This is a genomic window from Rhizobium sp. WYCCWR10014 (assembly GCF_001657485.1).
In the GTDB taxonomy this organism is placed as follows: domain Bacteria; phylum Pseudomonadota; class Alphaproteobacteria; order Rhizobiales; family Rhizobiaceae; genus Rhizobium.
Genome location: NZ_LXFU01000048.1, coordinates 126,826 through 144,305 on the forward strand (window position 1 = coordinate 126,826; position 17,480 = coordinate 144,305).

General features: G+C 59.7%; 18 protein-coding genes. 3 read left to right on the top strand and 15 right to left on the bottom strand.

Annotated elements, in window-relative coordinates; all coding sequences use genetic code 11:
• Window positions 1-4: 4 nt before the first annotated feature.
• From A6U98_RS26630 to rpoZ, 12 genes are all read right to left on the bottom strand, one after another.
• Complete coding sequence (locus A6U98_RS26630; RefSeq protein WP_064654164.1) at window positions 5-1,000, bottom strand: aldo/keto reductase; 996 nt, start codon at window positions 998-1,000, stop codon at window positions 5-7.
• Between the two features lie 102 nt (window positions 1,001-1,102).
• Window positions 1,103-1,873 (bottom strand): DNA repair protein RecO, encoded by a 771-nt coding sequence (recO, locus tag A6U98_RS26635; RefSeq protein WP_064653982.1) that lies wholly within the window; start codon window positions 1,871-1,873, stop codon window positions 1,103-1,105.
• Window positions 1,874-1,993: 120 nt separating this feature from the next.
• Window positions 1,994-2,479: a response regulator gene (locus A6U98_RS26640; protein WP_064653983.1), complete on the bottom strand. Its 486-nt coding sequence runs from the start codon at window positions 2,477-2,479 to the stop codon at window positions 1,994-1,996.
• 147 nt (window positions 2,480-2,626) lie between these two features.
• On the bottom strand, window positions 2,627-3,379 hold the full coding sequence (locus A6U98_RS26645; RefSeq protein ID WP_064653984.1) for a Crp/Fnr family transcriptional regulator: 753 nt from the start codon (window positions 3,377-3,379) through the stop codon (window positions 2,627-2,629).
• A gap of 150 nt (window positions 3,380-3,529) precedes the next feature.
• A complete protein-coding gene (gene era / locus A6U98_RS26650) occupies window positions 3,530-4,471 on the bottom strand; it encodes a GTPase Era (protein WP_064653985.1) in 942 nt (313 codons plus the stop codon).
• A 7-nt stretch (window positions 4,472-4,478) separates the two neighbouring features.
• Window positions 4,479-5,198, bottom strand: a complete 720-nt coding sequence (rnc, locus tag A6U98_RS26655; protein WP_064653986.1) for a ribonuclease III — start codon at window positions 5,196-5,198, stop codon at window positions 4,479-4,481.
• On the bottom strand, window positions 5,195-5,938 hold the full coding sequence (gene lepB / locus A6U98_RS26660) for a signal peptidase I (RefSeq protein WP_064653987.1): 744 nt from the start codon (window positions 5,936-5,938) through the stop codon (window positions 5,195-5,197). The genes rnc and lepB overlap by 4 nt, the downstream gene beginning before the upstream one ends.
• A 157-nt stretch (window positions 5,939-6,095) precedes the next feature.
• Complete coding sequence (acpS, locus tag A6U98_RS26665; RefSeq protein WP_018241398.1) at window positions 6,096-6,500, bottom strand: holo-ACP synthase; 405 nt, start codon at window positions 6,498-6,500, stop codon at window positions 6,096-6,098.
• Between the two features lie 38 nt (window positions 6,501-6,538).
• Window positions 6,539-7,129: a DUF2062 domain-containing protein gene (locus A6U98_RS26670; RefSeq protein WP_064653988.1), complete on the bottom strand. Its 591-nt coding sequence runs from the start codon at window positions 7,127-7,129 to the stop codon at window positions 6,539-6,541.
• A 161-nt stretch (window positions 7,130-7,290) separates the two neighbouring features.
• Window positions 7,291-7,440, bottom strand: coding sequence for a DUF3563 family protein (locus A6U98_RS26675; protein WP_003558084.1), 150 nt, complete (start codon window positions 7,438-7,440; stop codon window positions 7,291-7,293).
• A 184-nt stretch (window positions 7,441-7,624) separates the two neighbouring features.
• Window positions 7,625-9,859 carry a bifunctional (p)ppGpp synthetase/guanosine-3',5'-bis(diphosphate) 3'-pyrophosphohydrolase gene (locus A6U98_RS26680; protein ID WP_064653989.1) on the bottom strand — a complete coding sequence of 745 codons (2,235 nt, stop codon included), beginning with the start codon at window positions 9,857-9,859 and terminating at the stop codon, window positions 7,625-7,627.
• A gap of 218 nt (window positions 9,860-10,077) precedes the next feature.
• Window positions 10,078-10,482: a DNA-directed RNA polymerase subunit omega gene (gene rpoZ / locus A6U98_RS26685; RefSeq protein WP_003558080.1), complete on the bottom strand. Its 405-nt coding sequence runs from the start codon at window positions 10,480-10,482 to the stop codon at window positions 10,078-10,080.
• Between the two features lie 297 nt (window positions 10,483-10,779).
• Here rpoZ and A6U98_RS26690 point away from each other — a divergent pair, with 297 nt between their 5' ends.
• Window positions 10,780-11,361 carry an NYN domain-containing protein gene (locus tag A6U98_RS26690; protein WP_003546927.1) on the top strand — a complete coding sequence of 194 codons (582 nt, stop codon included), beginning with the start codon at window positions 10,780-10,782 and terminating at the stop codon, window positions 11,359-11,361.
• 120 nt (window positions 11,362-11,481) lie between these two features.
• On the opposite strand, the gene smpB is transcribed toward A6U98_RS26690, so the two are convergent.
• Together smpB and dapA are read right to left on the bottom strand one after the other, a co-directional pair.
• Window positions 11,482-11,961, bottom strand: coding sequence for an SsrA-binding protein SmpB (gene smpB / locus A6U98_RS26695; protein WP_003546925.1), 480 nt, complete (start codon window positions 11,959-11,961; stop codon window positions 11,482-11,484).
• Between the two features lie 212 nt (window positions 11,962-12,173).
• Window positions 12,174-13,058, bottom strand: coding sequence for a 4-hydroxy-tetrahydrodipicolinate synthase (dapA, locus tag A6U98_RS26700; protein ID WP_064653990.1), 885 nt, complete (start codon window positions 13,056-13,058; stop codon window positions 12,174-12,176).
• Between the two features lie 214 nt (window positions 13,059-13,272).
• On the opposite strand from dapA, the gene A6U98_RS26705 reads away from it, so the two are divergent.
• Window positions 13,273-15,348: a lytic transglycosylase domain-containing protein gene (locus A6U98_RS26705; RefSeq protein ID WP_064653991.1), complete on the top strand. Its 2,076-nt coding sequence runs from the start codon at window positions 13,273-13,275 to the stop codon at window positions 15,346-15,348.
• A 65-nt stretch (window positions 15,349-15,413) separates the two neighbouring features.
• Window positions 15,414-16,310 (top strand): alpha/beta hydrolase, encoded by an 897-nt coding sequence (locus A6U98_RS26710; protein ID WP_064653992.1) that lies wholly within the window; start codon window positions 15,414-15,416, stop codon window positions 16,308-16,310.
• A 100-nt stretch (window positions 16,311-16,410) separates the two neighbouring features.
• Here A6U98_RS26710 and A6U98_RS26715 read toward each other — a convergent pair whose 3' ends face one another.
• Entirely contained in the window at window positions 16,411-17,433 is a 1,023-nt protein-coding gene (locus tag A6U98_RS26715) for a porin (RefSeq protein ID WP_064653993.1), read from the bottom strand.
• Between the last annotated feature and the right edge of the window lie 47 nt (window positions 17,434-17,480).

Consider the following 17,480-nt stretch of genomic DNA (forward strand, 5'->3'; position numbering starts at 1 on the left):
AGCATTACACACGCGCGAGTGCGGTATCGATCCCTGCCATGACATCGGCCGGCAGGGGTCCCTTCACCAGCGCGCCGGCATTTTCCTCCACCTGGGCGACGGTGCGGAAGCCCGGGATGGGAAGGGTGCGCGGCGAGCGTGCCCAGAGCCAGGCAAGCGCGCCCTGCGTCAGCGTGCGGCCGCCTGATGTCAGGAGATCGCGGACGGCATCGAGCCTTGCGGCGAATTCCGGGGCCATGCGCCCATCCTTGAAATAGACCATCCAGTCAAGGGCTGCCCCACGGACATCCTTGGCGCCAACCGCCTTGTCGGCGGTGAACTTGCCGGTCAGCAGCCCCATCGCCAGCGGACCGCGATTGATGGAGATCAGGCCCTTCCCCTCGATTACCGAGATCATCTCCGGCACCGGTTCGAAAACATTCATCGTATGCTGGATCGAGACGTAGCCCTGGCGGCCGACATGACGGGCGGCACGATCGGGAAAATCGGTGCTCCAGCCGAATGCATCGATCTTGCCTTCGGCGCGCAGCGCCTCCAGCGTATCGAAGACGGCATCCGATTGATCCATCGGAAAATCATTGAGGTGGAACTGCAGGAGATCGAGGCGATCGCGCTTCAGGCGGCGCAACGAGGTGTCGACCGAACGGCGGATGAAGGCCTCATCGGCGAAGGCGCCGGTTGCCTGCTTGCTTGCCGGATCGGTGGCGAAGCCGAACTTGGTGGCGATGACAATATCGTCGCGATTACCGATCGCCCGGCCGAGCACTTCCTCCGAGTGGCCGGCGCCGTAGTTCGAGGCCGTGTCGAAGAAACGGATGCCGAGGTCGATAGCACGGTTGATCGCTTCCACGGATTCATCGTCATCGACATCGCCCCAGCCGAGCGGCGTGTCGCCGGCAAAGAAGGGACCGCCGATCGCCCAGCATCCCATGCCGAGACGCGGAATTTCGCGGCCGTTCCAGAGTGTGATCGTCGTCGATGATGCGGTCTTGGTCAGCATGAGGTCCTCCTTGATTGGCAATCCTGTGAAGACATAGGAAGCGCCCATCGGCGGGTAAACCGCCAAATCCGGAGGATGTTTTGCACCCGTAAAAAACGGAGGTCAGGCGGAAACACCATTCGGATCCGAAAGCGTCCGCAAGGCTGGATTAAGCGCCTTGAGCGCCGCTTGAACGAAGCCCTCGCGGGCAGCTACCACCTCGATGCCACGCGGCTCGTAGACATGGCGATGCAGAAAGAATCCTGTCAGACGGAATGCGGCGGAGAGACTATCGAAGTCGGCCGCGTGATTGCCTTCGATGCTGAGGAACGGCGGCAGGAGCAGCATCTTGTCTGCCCAAGGGGCACCAGCGGCGCGGCTGACGGCGCGGCCGGATTTCGGCGAGACATAGACGAGATCGGAACGGGCGCCGGTCGCGGCGCATTCGGCAAGATCGAGGCCGAAGCCGAGGTCATTCAGCACCGCAAGCTCGAAACGCACGAAGAGCTCGCCGGCATCGGCTGGGTTGTGCAGGTGATCGAGGATGACCTCCAGCGCATCGAAGAGGTGCGGATGCGGGTCACGCTCCGGCAGCAGCCGCAGCAATGCACCCATCGCCTGGACACCGTAGACGGCGGTTGCCGTTTCCATCAGCCGGGCAGCGCGCAGCGTCACCGGCTCGACGCGGAATTCGCCCAGATGCTCGTCAAGCCGGGCACGCCAGATGATCTCCACTGCATTGCCCGCCTGCAGCACCGGCTGCATGGCGCGCGAGCGACCGGAGCGCACCAGGCCGAGATGGCGGCCGCGATCACGCGTCATTACCTCGGCGATGACGCTCGTCTCACCGTGGCGCTTGACGCCCAGGATGATCGCATTGTCCTGCCACTGCATCGAAAAAAGTCCTTACGGCTGCCGAATCATCCTACTGCATAATTCAACGCGTTACAGCGTCCTTTGCGCGTCTGAAAAGACGCGCTGCAGTGCAAGGCCTGGCTTCCGTCATGAACCGCGTCAGGCGACTGCCGGGAAAAGCCTCTGTAGGAATTCCCGCATCGCTGTTTCGTCGAAAGGCTTCACCAGAAGCGGTATGTGCTGCAGGTCGGGCGGGAAATCGCCGGTATCGGAATAGCCGCTGACGAAGCCGAAGGGGATGCCGATATCGAGTAGATGGCGGGCGAATCCGAAGCTCATGCCCTCGCCGAGATTGACATCGAGAAGGGCGAAATCATATGTCTCCGCAGCAATGGCAGCCCTTGCCTGCTCCACACTGCCGACGATATCGATGCTCTTGACGCCGGCCAGGCGCAAGATGTCCTCCGCCTCCATCGCGATGATCAGACTGTCTTCAAGAACCAGAACACGGACTGCGCTCATGATTCGATGCCCCTCGTCGGGCGCCTGTCGCAGCGCCCCGGCCGTTTCGCCAACATCATTGCCCTCCGGTGCCCCGCATGGCACGCCATCGGTGAATTCCGCCACCTTTTCTGAGTAAACCATTTTTCTGTCCGGTCGGTAAGAATCAAAATCGGAGGATAAGATGACGGCCGACCTTATTTTCCCTGCTGCTAATCTGCATTTAAAAAAGACATAACCAGGGTGATTGGTCGGAGCAATTCCAGCCAAACGCCGAAAGCCAGGAATGCTCTAGATGAACGGGCGTTTGCCCTCTCCGAGCCCTTCCCAGCCTGATATCGCCATCAATTCCTCGCCGTTCAGCACCTCGCAGCCGCGTTCCTGCCAGCGGATCAACCCACGTTCGCTGAGCTTTTTCAAAGTCTTGTTGGTATGAACGATCGAAAGACCGAGCGTGTCGGCGATGTGCTGCTGGGTAATGGGGATGAATTTGCGGCCGTTGAAGATATTGAGCTTCCGACCACGCTCGAACAGGAAAGCGATCAGGTAGGCTGCTCTTTCCAGCGCCGTGCGGCGGCCTATGCTCAAGAGATGCTCATCCAGAATGCGCTCCTCGCGCGCGGCGATCCAGGTGATGTCGAAGGCGAGCGAGGCGTGCTTGTTGTAGAGCGTCATCAGCCTGTCACGCTCGAAGACACAAAGGGACACGGGCGAAAGCGCTTCGACGGAATGCTGCATCTCACCGGCGATCGTTCCCTGCAGGCCGACCAGGTCGCCCGGCATGATATAATTCAGAATCTGGCGGCGGCCGTCCTCCAGCATCTTGTAGCGGAAGCCCCAGCCAGCGAGCACCGTGAAGAGATGAGCACTATGTGCGCCCTCGACGAGGATGGTGGAGCCGGCATCGACGGCAAGCTCACCCCTCTTGAAGCTCGAGACGAACTCCAACTCATCACGGCTGAACTCCCTGAAATGCGGCAGAGGCCGCAAGGGACATTGCTCGCAAGGGGTCTTGAAAGAATTGATGGGTCTCGACGTCGCCATACTTGCCCTTGCCGTCGCAAAATCGGCGCGCCAACAGTGGCGCGCCGTTCATTAAGGAATGCGCAAGGCACGGATATGTTCCATGAGCGAGGCGGATTTTTTATGCGGAAACAAAGGGCTGGCGCCAACCCGACGAAATCCTTGCCATGCTTATTTGGGGAAATCGAGACCCATTTCGCGGAACCGCTCGGGATCATCGCCCCAATTCTCGCGAACCTTGACGAACAGGAAGAGATGGACCGGCTGTTCGAGGATCTCCGACAATTCCTTGCGGGAAGCAGTCGAGATCGCCTTGATGGTTTCACCACCCTTGCCGAGCGCGATCTTCTTCTGGCTATCGCGCTCGAGATAGATCACCTGCTCGATCCGCACCGAGCCGTCCTTGCGCTCTTCCCACTTCTCCGTTTCGACATGCGAGGCGTAGGGAAGCTCCTGGTGCAGGCGCAGAAACAGCTTCTCGCGGGTGATCTCGGCAGCGAGCTGGCGCATCGGCAGATCGGAGATCTGGTCTTCCGGATAGTACCACGGCCCCTCCGGGAGCGTTTTCGCCAGATAGTCCATGAGGTCGTCGCAGCCGGAGCCGTTTTCGGCGGAGATCATGAAGGTGCGCTCGAAAGCGATCTTCTCGTTGGCGGCAGCGGCAAGCGCCAGCAGATCCTCGCGGTTGACGCGGTCGATCTTGTTGAGCAGCAGGATCTTCGGCTGCCGGACTTCCTTGAGGCCTTCGAGGATGGCTTCGGCGTCGCCGCGCAGACCGCGTTCGCTATCGATCAGCAGCACGATAAGATCGGCATCCCGCGCACCGCCCCAGGCCGAGGTCACCATGGCGCGATCAAGCCGGCGGCGCGGCTTGAAGATACCAGGCGTATCCATGAAGACGATCTGGGCATTGTCGTGGATCGCGATGCCGCGGACGATGGCCCGCGTCGTCTGCACCTTATGGCTGACGATCGAGACCTTGGCGCCGACGAGGCGGTTGACCAGCGTCGACTTGCCGGCATTGGTCGGCCCGATCAGCGCGACGAAGCCCGAATGCGTCGGACCATTGGTTTCTGCGGCAGCTTCGGCCGCGATCTCTTCTTCTTGTGTCATTGTCCCGTCAGTTTCCGGCAGGCGATTGCTGCCAAATGCCTTCGCGCTCGAGCATCTTCGTTGCCGCCACCTGTTCGGCGGCACGCTTCGACCGCTCTACGCCGGTTTCCGGCTTAATGCCAGCAACTTCCACCGTCACCCTGAAGCGCGGATCATGATCCGGTCCGCTGCGTTCATCAACCCGGTAGATCGGCGTGACGCCGAATTTCGCGTGCGACCATTCCTGCAGCTCGGTCTTGGCGTCGCGCTTGGCGCCATCGGCCCGGACCGCCCTGCCCTGCCAGTAACGCAGAATGAACCGGCGGGCGACTTCGAGGCCGCCGTCGAGATAGATCGCGGCGATCAGGCTTTCGACGACATCGGCGCGCACATTCATCATGCGCTTGCCGGTCAGTTTCTTCACATCGGCGCCGGTGCGGATATAGAGGTGAAGATTGAGTTCGTCGGCGACCGCAGCACAGGTTTCGGTGCTGACGAGCTGATTGAGGCGAACCGAGAGCTCGCCTTCTCCTGCCGTGCCGAAGGTGCGGAACAGAAGCTCGGCGATGCAGAGCCCGAGGACCCTGTCGCCGAGGAATTCCAGCCGTTCGTAATTGCCGCCCTTTTCAGTGCGGGCGCTGGCATGGGTCAGCGCGCGATCCAGGCGTTCCTTTTCAGCGAAGTCGTGACCGATCAGGCCTTCAAGCTTTGCGCGGTCCGCCGCAGAAAGCGTCTGCGCCTTACTCATTCAACAACCTTGAAGAGGCGGTCCCAACGCATGTTCGTCGGCCACTTCCAGATTTCGCGGAAGGAGGTGTCGTTGCCGAGCGAGAAGAAGATGACGCTGGCACGCCCGACAAGATTTTCGGCAGGCACGAAGCCGACGTCGAAGCGGCTGTCGAGCGAGTTATCGCGATTGTCGCCCATCATGAAATAATGGCCTTCCGGCACGATGAATTCGCGGGTGTTATCACCACGCGACACCGGAGACTGATCTAGCGTGTCGTAGGACTTGCCGTCGTCGAGCGTTTCGCGGAACACCGGCACGTCCTCGCCCGGGTCGAGCTTGTAATCCGAAGTGAATGCCCCGTCCGCCACCTTCGGAACCGGCTTGCCGTTGACGTAGAGCACGCCGTCGGTAACCTGAATATGGTCGCCCGGCAGGCCGATGCAGCGCTTAATGTAGTCGATCTCGGGGTTTGGCGGGAAGCGGAAGACGACGATGTCGCCCCGCTTCGGATCGGAGCCGAACAGGCGGCCGCTGAACACATCAGGCGAGAAGGGCAGCGAATATTTCGAATAGCCGTAAGCGAACTTGTTGACGAAGATGTAGTCGCCGACAAGCAGCGTCGGCATCATCGAACCGGACGGAATGGTAAAGGGCTGGAACAGCACCGTTCGGATCACCATCGCCAAAATCAGCGCCTGGATGATGACTTTGATATTTTCCCAGAGGGCGTTCGGCTTGGTTTCGACTTTTTCGGACACGCAGTCTTATTCCTTCAAGACGCCGCGGCGGCGCAATTCTTTCTGTCGTTCTCTCTAGCGGCTTCGGCCGGTTGCGGCAATGGCGACAACATCAAAAGCGACGAGAGGTCGCGATCAACAACTCCCGAGGTCGCGATCAACGCTCCCGAGGTCACGATCAGAGGCTCTCGGGCAACGCCTCGATAATGACGAAGGCCTGCGCCAAGGGATAATCATCGGTTATTGTCAAATGAATGGCGGGCCGGTGGCCCGCGGGCAGCAGGGATTCGAGGATCAGGGCGGCAGCGCCTGATAAAACCATGGTCGGTTTGCCGCTCGGCAGGTTGACGACGCCCATGTCCTTCCAGAAGACGCCCTGCGCTATGCCGGTGCCGAGCGCCTTGGAACAGGCCTCCTTGGCGGCGAAACGCTTGGCATAAGATTCGGCACGGTTTGCCCGGCGGTCGGAGCGCGCGCGCTCGATCTCGGTAAAGCAGCGATGGGTGAAGCGCTCGCCGAAGCGCTCGATGGATTTCTCGATACGGCGAATGTCGATCAGATCGCTGCCAATGCCGATGATCATGCCGGAACCTTCCGTCGCTTAAGAATTGTTGATCGGGTTCATATGCTCGGCATGTCGCCGGCCGGAACGGCAAGACGCAGGCGCGCCCGTTCCATCAGCCGTATATGGCGGCGCGTCTGAAAACCCTTCACGGTGTAGAATGTCAGCGCATAGAGCGCAACGGAGGTGACGGCCGCCGGCGGAATGGCGCCGATCAGCATCGGCTCCAGCACCGGCTTCCATAACTCAGTGAAGTTCAGCTTGTGGAAAAGGGCGGCGAGATCCACCGTCTGACCGGGCAGTTGATCCTCGCGGCTCAACAGCAGATGCCCGATTTCCCAGGTGATGCCCCAGATGAAGGGATAGGTCAGCGGATTGCCGAAGGCGGCGCAACCGAGGGCGGCGGCCACCATGCTGCCGGAGAGGAAATAGGTGATGACGAAAGCCATGACGAAATGCACGCCGATGAACGGCGTCCACGAGACGAAGACACCCGCAGCAACGCCGGCGGCAACCGCATGCGGCGAAGCGCTGAGGCGCAGGACGCGCATTGTCAGGTAACGGATCGGGCGAAGGAAACCCTTGCGAGGCCATAAAAGCTCCCGCATTTTTTCCTTGAATCCCGCAGGCTTGCGACGGCGAAACAACATGGCCGGTATTTAGTGCAGCGCACACCACCATGACAAGAGCGGTAAATGATACCGCTCGAAAAACCGCCCGTCAGTTCTCGCTGCGAAGAGGAGCGTCTTCATGCCGAGGGGCGTCCGTTATGCATAACGTCCCTCACTCACCTCAAGTATAAAGTCCAGTCTCAGCGATTGCGGAACAGACCGCGGTCGACCTGGCGCTGACGAAACTCGAGATCGATACGATCGAGCGAGCCATTCAAATATGCCATTTCACGTTCCTGCGTGGTCGGAGCCCGAAAGGCGCGAGCGAATTTCTTGATAGGGTCAAACATTATCTTGTCTCATCTTCTGTTTACGTTTCGATGACCAGAAGATAGGCCCGGCAAAGGTTAATTACCACCGCCGCAACATGGAGCCAGCCATGCGCTCGACGCATCGCTTGCCCCTTTGATGCGCTGTTCCGATTATAAAATGTGCAATTTTTCGGCCAAGCCTTTGGGGTGGCTTAACAAAAGCTTACACGTAGAGGCGCCGGACCGTCGCGATGCAATCCAGCTCCTTCATCTGGGCGAGCAGCTGGTTGAGCTGACGCAGGTCCCAGACCTCGACCTCGAGCATCATTTCGGTGAAATCGGCCGCGACCCGCACCGTGTTCAGCAAGCGGATATTGACGTCCAGGCCCGCGACCGTCTGGGCGACCTTGGCAAGCGTGCCAGGTTCATTCAACCCATTCACCATGATGCGCGCCATGAAACGCGACTTGTTGGCTTCGTCGAGGTCCCAGCGCACGTCGATCCAACGGTCGGGCTGATCGTCGAAGCGCTGCAGGCTCGGCGACTGGATCGGATAGATGGTGATGCCGTTGCCCTGGTCCATGATGCCGACGATACGATCGCCGGGCACGGCGCCGGTCGGCGCGAACTTGACGTCGACATTGCCGGACAGGCCGCGGATCGGCCCGATATCGGCATCGGCGTCGATTTCCGAATGGCCGCCCTCGTGCCCTGCCTTGGTCTTGCCAGGGATCTTGAAGATCATGCCGGCGGCGCTGCGGACGTTGAACCAGCCGTCATCGCCTGATGGTTTCACGGTGACGCGCTCGTCCTGATGATCGGGATAGACGGCGCGCAGCACGTCGAGCGAGGACATCTCGCCGCGGCCGACGGCGGCGATCGCATCCTCGACATCCTTCTGGCCGAGACGGTGCAGCGCCGGCTTCATCGCCTCGCGCGAGAAGATCTTGCCGGCCCTGTTGAAGGTGCGCTCGAGAATGCGGTGGCCGAGGCCGGCATATTGCTTGCGGATCGCCATGCGGGTGGCGCGGCGGATGGCGGCGCGCGCCTTGCCGGTCACGACGATCTCCTCCCAGGCGGCGGGCGGAACCTGCACGCCGGAGCGGATGATCTCGACCTCGTCGCCATTTGCAAGCCGCGTCACCAGCGGCATGATGCGGCCGTTGATCTTGGCGCCCACCGTGGTGTCGCCGATATTGGTGTGCACCGCATAGGCGAAATCGATTGGGGTGGCGCCGCGCGGCAGGGCGATCAGCTTGCCCTTCGGCGTGAAGCAGAAGACCTGGTCCTGGAAGAGCTCGAGCTTGGTGTGTTCGAGGAATTCTTCCGGGCTGTCGCCCTCGGCCAGGGCCTCGATCGTATGACGCAGCCAGGAATAGGCATTGGATTCGCGAGAAAGGATGTCGCCATCGGCATTGGTGGCGCCGTCCTTATAGAGCGTGTGGGCGGCGATGCCGAATTCGGCGATTTCGTGCATGCGCTTGGTGCGGATCTGCAGTTCGATGCGCTGGCTGGAGGGGCCAACGATGGTGGTGTGCAGCGAACGGTAGTCGTTCTGCTTCGGCGTCGAGATATAGTCTTTGAAGCGACCAGGCACGACGCGCCAGCGCGTGTGGACGATGCCGAGCGCCCGGTAACAGGACGGGATGTCCTCGACGATCAGGCGGAAGCCGTAGACATCGGAAAGCTGTTCGAAGGAAAGCGACTTCGACTGCATCTTGCGGAAGACCGAATAGGGCTTCTTCTGCCGGCCCTTGACATAGGCGCTCGTCAGGCCGCTTGCGACCAGAAGGTCGCGCAGTTCGGCCTCGATCTTCTTGACGATGCCTTCGTTGCGCTTCGAAAGCTCTTCCAGCCTTTTGGTGACGGTCTCGTAGGCTTCCGGGTTCATATGGCGGAAGGAGAGCTCCTCGAGTTCCTCGCGCATGTCCTGCATGCCCATGCGGCCGGCGAGCGGCGCATAGATTTCCATCGTCTCCTCGGAAATGCGGGCACGCTTGTCGGCCGACATGTGATCGAGGGTACGCATATTGTGCAGGCGATCGGCAAGCTTGACGAGCAGCACGCGCACATCGTCGGAAATGGCGAGCAGCAGCTTGCGCAGGTTTTCCGCCTGCTTGGCCTTCTTGGTGACGAGATCGAGCTTCTTGATCTTGGTCAGACCCTCGACCAGGCGGCCGATATCCTCGCCGAAGAGTTCGTCGATCTCGGCGCGTGTCGCCGTCGTATCCTCGATCGTATCGTGCAGAAGGGCGACCGCGATCGTCGATTCATCGAGGTGCATGTCGGTGAGAATAGCGGCGACCTCGAGCGGATGAGAAATATAGGGATCGCCGCTCGCGCGCTTTTGCTGGCCATGCTTCTGCATGGCGTAAACATAGGCTTTGTTCAGCAGTGCTTCATTGGCATCGGGCTTGTATTGCTGAACCCGCTCCACGAGCTCGTACTGCCGCATCATTCCAAAGCCACTCCGATAAAAATAAAAGCGCGCCAATCAACGATTGGCGCACACATGGGCAATAATATGCCTAAGCAATAAAGGTGCAAGATTGAGGATTGGTAATCGTCGCTCTTTTGCATCGCATGCAGCTTTTTTCCGGATCGCATGCGACCGGGGGATCGCAACAATGCGACCGGGGGATCGCATCAATGCCACCGGGAATCCGGCAGACGCCCTTAGTAGTCGTCGCTCTTTTCCGGCGGCACGAGGCCTTCGATGCCGGCAAGCAGCTCTTCTTCCGACATCTGGTCGAAAGTGATCGTCTCCGGCACGTCGTCCTGCTCTTCGCTGTCGGCTGCGGCGACACCGCCGGCGGCGATCATGCTTGCCGGATCGGGCTCGGGCTCGTCGACTTCGACATGCTTCTGCAGCGAATGGATCAGATCTTCCTTGAGGTCATCGGGCGAAAGCGTCTCGTCGGCAATTTCGCGCAGAGCCACCACAGGATTCTTATCGTTGTCGCGATCGATGGTGATCGAGGCACCCTGGGAAATCAGCCGGGCGCGGTGGCTGGCGAGCAGAACCAGCTCGAAGCGGTTCTCCACCTTGTCGATGCAATCTTCAACTGTGACACGGGCCATTGCCTGTCCTTTACGGTCGTCATTTCGGGATTAACACGCCCGATACAATTAAAACCGGGCAAATACAAGTTTTTCATTCCGGCTCCCCTCGTCTTTATCCGCGGCTGAGCTAGATTTCCATGGAGAATGTCATAATTCCACCGAAGGTTGCTTGGAATATGTCGAATCGTGCCCTAAATCTTTCATATATGAATAATTCATAAAGTAAGGACCAGATTGAAATCGAAACACAAGCTATTGTTTTTATTGAAGTTTGTCCCATACGGATTTCGATTGCTCTCATTGGATTGGTAAGCGATGTTTGACCCACGCGAAAAAATTGCACTCTTCATTGACGGCGCCAATCTCTACGCTGCATCCAAGAGCCTCGGCTTTGACATTGATTACCGCAAGCTCTTGAAAGCATTCCAGAAACGCGGATATCTGCTGCGCGCTTATTATTATACCGCTCTTATCGAAGATCAGGAATATTCGTCGATCCGGCCGCTGATCGACTGGCTCGACTACAACGGCTACAAAGTCGTCACCAAGCCCGCCAAGGAATTCACAGATTCCATGGGCCGTCGAAAGATCAAGGGCAACATGGACATCGAGCTTGCCATCGACGCCATGGAACAGTCCGAAACGGTCGATCATCTCGTCATCTTCTCGGGCGACGGCGATTTCACGAACCTGGTCGAGGCATTGCAGCGCAGAGGCCGCAAGGTCTCGGTGATCTCGACCATGGCGACCCAGCCGCCGATGATCGCCGATGACCTGCGCCGTCAGGCCGATCATTTCATCGATCTCTTGTCTCTGAAGGCTGAAATCGGTCGCGATCCTTCCGAGCGGGCGCCACGCCCGGCCGAAGTCGCCCCGGCCAGCGATTTCGAAGACTGATCTCTCGCTGTAACACTTTGAATTATGCAGGGGCGCGGCGGCTAGCTCCTCGCGTGGCCACGCCTTTACACGGACGAGACGCGACAGCGGCCGATTGCAGTGTGATCGGCCCCAGCGTGGTCAACCATGAGCCTTCAGCAGGCGGCTCTTCTGCCGGTTCCAATCGCGCTCCTTCTCGGATTCGCGCTTATCATGCAATTTCTTACCCTTGGCGAGCGCCAGTTCCATCTTTGCCCGACCGCGATCGTTGAAATAGATCTTCAGCGGAATCAGCGTCATGCCTTCGCGGTTGATGGCAGAGCGCAGGCGATGGATTTCACGGCCCGACAGCAGCAGCTTGCGGCGTCGGCGCGGTTCGTGATTGAAACGGTTGGCCTGCAGATATTCCGGCAGGTAGGAATTGATCAGCCAGATCTCGCCGCCCTCATCCGAGGCGTAGGATTCGGCGATATTGGCCTTGCCTTCGCGCAGCGACTTGACCTCCGTGCCCATCAGCACGATGCCGGCCTCGTAAGTATCGATGATCTCGTAGTTGAAGCGGGCCTTGCGGTTTTCGGCCACGACCTTGTTCACCACGCGCTGGCTGCCTTTGGGGGCCATGACGATATTCCAATTGCTTCCGAGCATGATGCCGAAAAGTGTGAGCGGTTTTCGGGTGCCATCATGCTCTATTTCTTTGATGTAGATCCGGATTCAGATTTCAGGCCAGTCAGGCCTAAAATCATCCGGATCTAGAGCGCGAAAAGCCGCGCCCTCATTTCTTGCCCTTTATGTAAGGGAGAGACCCGGTCTTGTGAAGACGGCCGGTCTCGTCAGTTCAGCAGGCCTGCATGGCGCATCGCCGCGTCGATCGCCGATTCCGTTGCCGGCTCCAGCGTCGAAAGCAGCGGCGAGCGGACGTTGCGGCTCATCCGGCCAAGTTTGGAGAGCCCGTATTTGGCGCCGCAAAGACCCGGCTCAAGGAAGATCGCCTTGTGCAGCGGCATCAGCCGATCCTGATATTCCAGGGCGCGGGCATAGTCGCCTGCCAGCGTTGCCGCCTGGAAATCGGCGCAGAGGCGCGGGGCGACATTGGCCGTTACCGAAATACAGCCGACGCCGCCATGGGCATTGAAGCCGAGCGCCGTCGCATCCTCGCCGGATAATTGCCTGAAATCCGTGCCGCAGGTGATACGCTGTTCGGAGACGCGCTCGATCTTGCCCGTCGCATCCTTGACGCCGACAATATTCCTATGCGCCTTGGCGAGCGCACCCATCGTTTCCGGTGTCATGTCGACCACCGAACGACCGGGGATGTTGTAGATATAGATCGGCAGATCGACGGCCTCGGCGATCGCCGAAAAATGCGCGATCAAACCCTTCTGCGTCGGCTTGTTGTAATAGGGAGTGACGACCAGAACGGCGTTTGCACCGACCTTCTCCGCATGCTGGGCAAGCTCGATCGCTTCACGCGTATTGTTCGAGCCGGCGCCGGCCATGACGGGAACGCGTTTTGCGGCAACCTCGATGCAGAGTTCCACCACCCGTTTGTGCTCGGCATGCGACAGCGTCGGGGATTCGCCGGTCGTGCCGACCGGAACGAGACCGCCGCTGCCTTCCTTGATCTGCCAGTCGACATGAGCGGCGAAGCTGTCTTCGTCGATCAGTCCGGCATCCGTGAAGGGGGTGACGAGGGCGGGAATGGACCCATTGAACATGCAAAGCTCCTCACGACCAAATCCTTGCTTCGGCCGCATTCCATGAATATGAGTTGCGCACCATAGAGCGCCGAAATCATCGCGACAAGCGCGCAGAGTTCGGTTTAGGGCAAATTCCGATAGCAGATGTGAATGAATTTTACCTGGTACGGTAAGGTTTCGTTAAGATGCCTCTAGCCAAATGGCAGGGCGTGTTTTCGTTGCGAGATCCCGGATGAAGAAAGCTGTCCTGATTCTGTCCGCCTTCGGCTTCATTGCCGCCGCGTGGAGCAGTGTTGCGTCGCCGCTTCCCGGCGAAAGCACCCCCATGCCTGCCGTCAAGCCGCTCGGCTTCATTCCCGAGACAGCCATACCGGAATCAATCACAACAGGCGCCATTCCGCGCAATCCGGCCATCGCGCCCGTCAACGGCGACCTGAAAGCCGGCCTCGACGCGCTTTCCGACAAGAACCCGCAGCTGGCGCTTTCGATCCGCGACAGCATGGGCGACGGGACGCTCGACCGCCATATCCTCACCTGGGCGATCGCCGTTTCCGGATTGAAGGGTGTTCCTTCTTATGAAATCGCCAGCGCCGCGCAAGAGCTCAAGAGCTGGCCGGGTCTTTCGCGGCTGCGCGCCTATTCCGAACGCGCGATCTATGACGAAAATCCCGCCCCTTCCGCCGTGCTCGCCGCCTTCGGCGATACCGCACCCGAGACGATGCAGGGCGCCGTCATCCTCGGCCGGGCGCTGGTTGCGTCAGGCAAGCAGGTGCAGGCGGCAAAATATATCCGCAAGGTCTGGCGCGGAGAGGCTCTCGACAAGGCGACCGAGGACAAGATCCTCATCGAGTTTTCCGCGCTGTTGACGCCTGCCGACCATAAGGCGCGGATGGACTATCTGATGTATCGCGGCCGGGTGGCGCAGGCCAAGCGCTTCGGAGACATGGGCCAGGCGCAGTCGCTCTACACGGCCTGGGCTGCCGTCGACGCCAAAGCCGGCAATGCCGGCGCCTTGCTCAACGCCGTCGATGCGAAATGGCGCAGCGATGCCGGCCTGCTGTTTGCGCGGATCGAATATCTGCGCAAGCAAGACAAATATGCCGAAGCGGCTGTGCTTCTGGAGCAGATGCCGCCCGAGCGTAGCGAACTCGTCAATTCCGGCGAATGGTGGAACGAGCAGCGCATCATCAGCCGTGGTCTCGTCGACCAGGGACAGTTCAAACCTGCCTATCGCATCGTCGCAAACTACGCCGCAACGAGCCCGACGGATATCGTCGAGGCTGAATTCCATGCCGGATGGTACGCGCTTCGCGGCCTCCAGGATCCGGCAACGGCGGAAAGACATTTCCGCAAGATTCTCCAGACATCGAACGGACCGATCTCGGTTTCACGCGCCTGGTATTGGCTGGGACGAGCAGCGGAGGCCGGAGGCCCCGGCAAATCCAGCGAATTCTATGCGAAGGCCGCGAATTTTCCCGGCACCTTCTATGGACAACTCGCGGCCGAAAGACTGGGGCGAAAGACGCTGAATGTCACCTATCCCGCACCGAGCACGGCCGACCGGCAGCGCTTCCAGGCACGCGAAGCCGTGCAGGCGATCGCCCGGCTGGAGGCCGCTGGCCATGGATGGCGGGCCGCCATTCTCTATCTCGCGCTCGCCGATCAACTGCAAAGCCCCGGTGAATTGGCTGTCCTTGCGGCACGGGCCGAGCAATCCGGCGATCATCATCTCTCGCTGCAGATCGGCAAGATCGCCTATGGACGCGGCATCGATGTCGCAGCGCTTGCCTTTCCGGTCGGCGTAATCCCGGCGAACGCCAATATAACGGGCTCCGGCAAGGCGCTTGCCTATGCCATCGCGCGGCAGGAAAGCGCCTTCAACCCGGCCGCCGTATCGGCGGCAAACGCGCGCGGCCTGCTGCAGCTTCTGCCGGGAACAGCCCAGGCGGTGGCCAAGCGCCACAACATCGCCTTTTCCAAGGACAAGCTGACGGCCGATGCCGGCTATAACGCGACACTCGGTGCCCATTATCTCGGCGAGCAGATCGACGCCTTCGGCGGCTCCTATATCCTCACCTTCATTGCCTATAATGCCGGGCCGAAGCGGGTGCCGGAATGGATCGGCCGCTACGGCGATCCGCGCGGCAGGCCGATCGACGAGATCGTCGACTGGATCGAGCGCATCCCCTTCCCTGAAACGCGCAACTACGTGCAGCGGGTGATGGAGAATTACGAGGTTTATAAAGCCCGTCTCGGCCAACCCACCGATATCGAGCGCGACCTGATCGGCGGACGCAGCGCCTCCTGAAGCCATTTGGCGCAGCTTGAAAAGCAAGCTACATCTTCGGGATCAAACAGGTCTCGAGGAATGCGATGCCGGATACGGATGCAGGCGGTTTCCAGGAACGATTTTACACTTCTTCTGATGGGTTGAGGCTTTATGTCCGCGACTACCAACCCGGCCAGGCGGCAACCGCCGGACGGCTGCCGGTGATCTGCCTGCCCGGCCTGACCCGCAATACACGGGATTTTCATCCGCTTGCGCTGCTTCTCTCCCGGGACACAACAATGCCTCGCAGGGTGATTGCGCTCGATTTGCGCGGGCGGGGAAACTCGGCATGGGATGAGAACAAGGCGAACTACAATCTCGCCATCGAGGCCGGCGACGTCCTTGCCGCCTGCGCAGTACTCGGCATCGAGCGGGCGATCTTCATCGGCACGTCGCGGGGCGGGCTGATCCTGCACCTGATCGCAGCGACACGGCCGGATCTTCTCGAAGCCGTCATCCTCAACGATATCGGGCCTGTGCTCGAGGCTGAGGGTCTGGCGCGGATCCGCGATTACCTCAACAGCAGCAGGAAGCCGGCGGACTGGAACGAGGCAACCGACCTATTGAAGGAAAATCATGGCGCGTCGTTTACCGCGCTTGCAGAGGAAGACTGGCGCGAGATGGCGCTTGCCCTTTATCGCGATATCAGCGGAAGGCCGGTCGCCGATTTCGACCCGGCGATCGCGGAGGCACTGAAATCGATCGATTTCAGCCAGCCGTTGCCTGATCTCTGGGAGCAATTCGAAAGCCTGAGCCGGTTGCCGCTCATGCTGATCCGCGGTGAAAATACGTCGCTGCTTTCACAGGAAACCGCCGGCGAAATGGCACGGCGGCATTCGGGCTTGATCCTTCATGCTGCCGAAGGGCAAGGGCATGCCCCGCTCCTGCATCTCGGCAATATCCCCACAACAATTCGAGCTTTTCTCGTCACCTGCCGATAACCTCACGAAATTGGTCAACTGGCACAATAGGCCATTCGTCCAAATACAAAAAGCCCGGCTCAAGAGCCGGGCTTTCCTGATTGACCGAAGTCAGATCAGATTAGAACGAACGCTGCAGGCGGAAGTAGCCAGCCGTCGAGTCGTCATCATTTTCCGGATCGAGGTACTGAACCGAAGCCTTGGCGTAGAAGTTGTCAACGATCTGGTAATCGACCGTCAGACCAACCTTCCAGGCTTCGTCGTCGCTGAAGTCGTCGCCAGCAACGTAGTAGTTGCTGTAGTACTGAACACCAGGAGTGATCTTGAGCTTGTCGGTTGCCTTGATAGCGTATTCGGCAGCGACAACCCATTCAGCCTTGGTGTAGTAGGAGCTCGGGCCGGTGGCGTATACGGCAGCGAGGCCGAGCGTACCGGGACCGATGTCAACCGTACCCATTGCGCGGATAGCACCGTCTTCGTTGTCGACGTCGTAACCGGCAGTGATCTGGTAGCTGAATGCACCAGCCTTGCCGCCGAGGCCGACTGCAACACCAACGTTGTTGGCTTCTTCGTCCGTCTTGTAGAAGCCGTCTTCGAGTTCGTCGACGCTGATGCCAGCGTAGAAGGCGTCGGTTTCATACTGATAACGGATGGAGTTATGCAGCGTGACCGGCGAGCCGATGTCGTCGGTTTCGCCAGAGAGGCCATCATCCCACCAGCTGTAGAACAGACCAGCGCGGAAGCCGGCGATGTCGAGGTAAGCGGAGTCGAGGATGGCATTCTGTTCAGAGGCGTTGTCAGCATTGAACTGCATGACGATGACGCCGGTCAGCGGACCATATTCGGTGTCGCTCTTGGCGGTAAACTGAACCTGACCACGTGTACGGGCATCCCAATCGGAGTCGTTAGAAGCCGACTGATTGAGCGGCTGATCGCCGACATCAACCTGGAAACGGATGTAACCGTTGATCTTGAGGCAGGTTTCGGTGCCCGGGATGTAGAAATAGCCGGTGCCGTAAGCGTCGCAGACGCGAACATATTCAACCGGTTCCGGCTCGGCAGCAACGATAGCGTCAGCAGCCTGAGCACCGGAAACTACTGCGAGAGCAGCAGCGGAGCCGAGAAGAAGGCTCTTGATGTTCATAAATGACCTCCAATTCAAAGTTTCGATCGGGTTTGGGATCTTTCGCT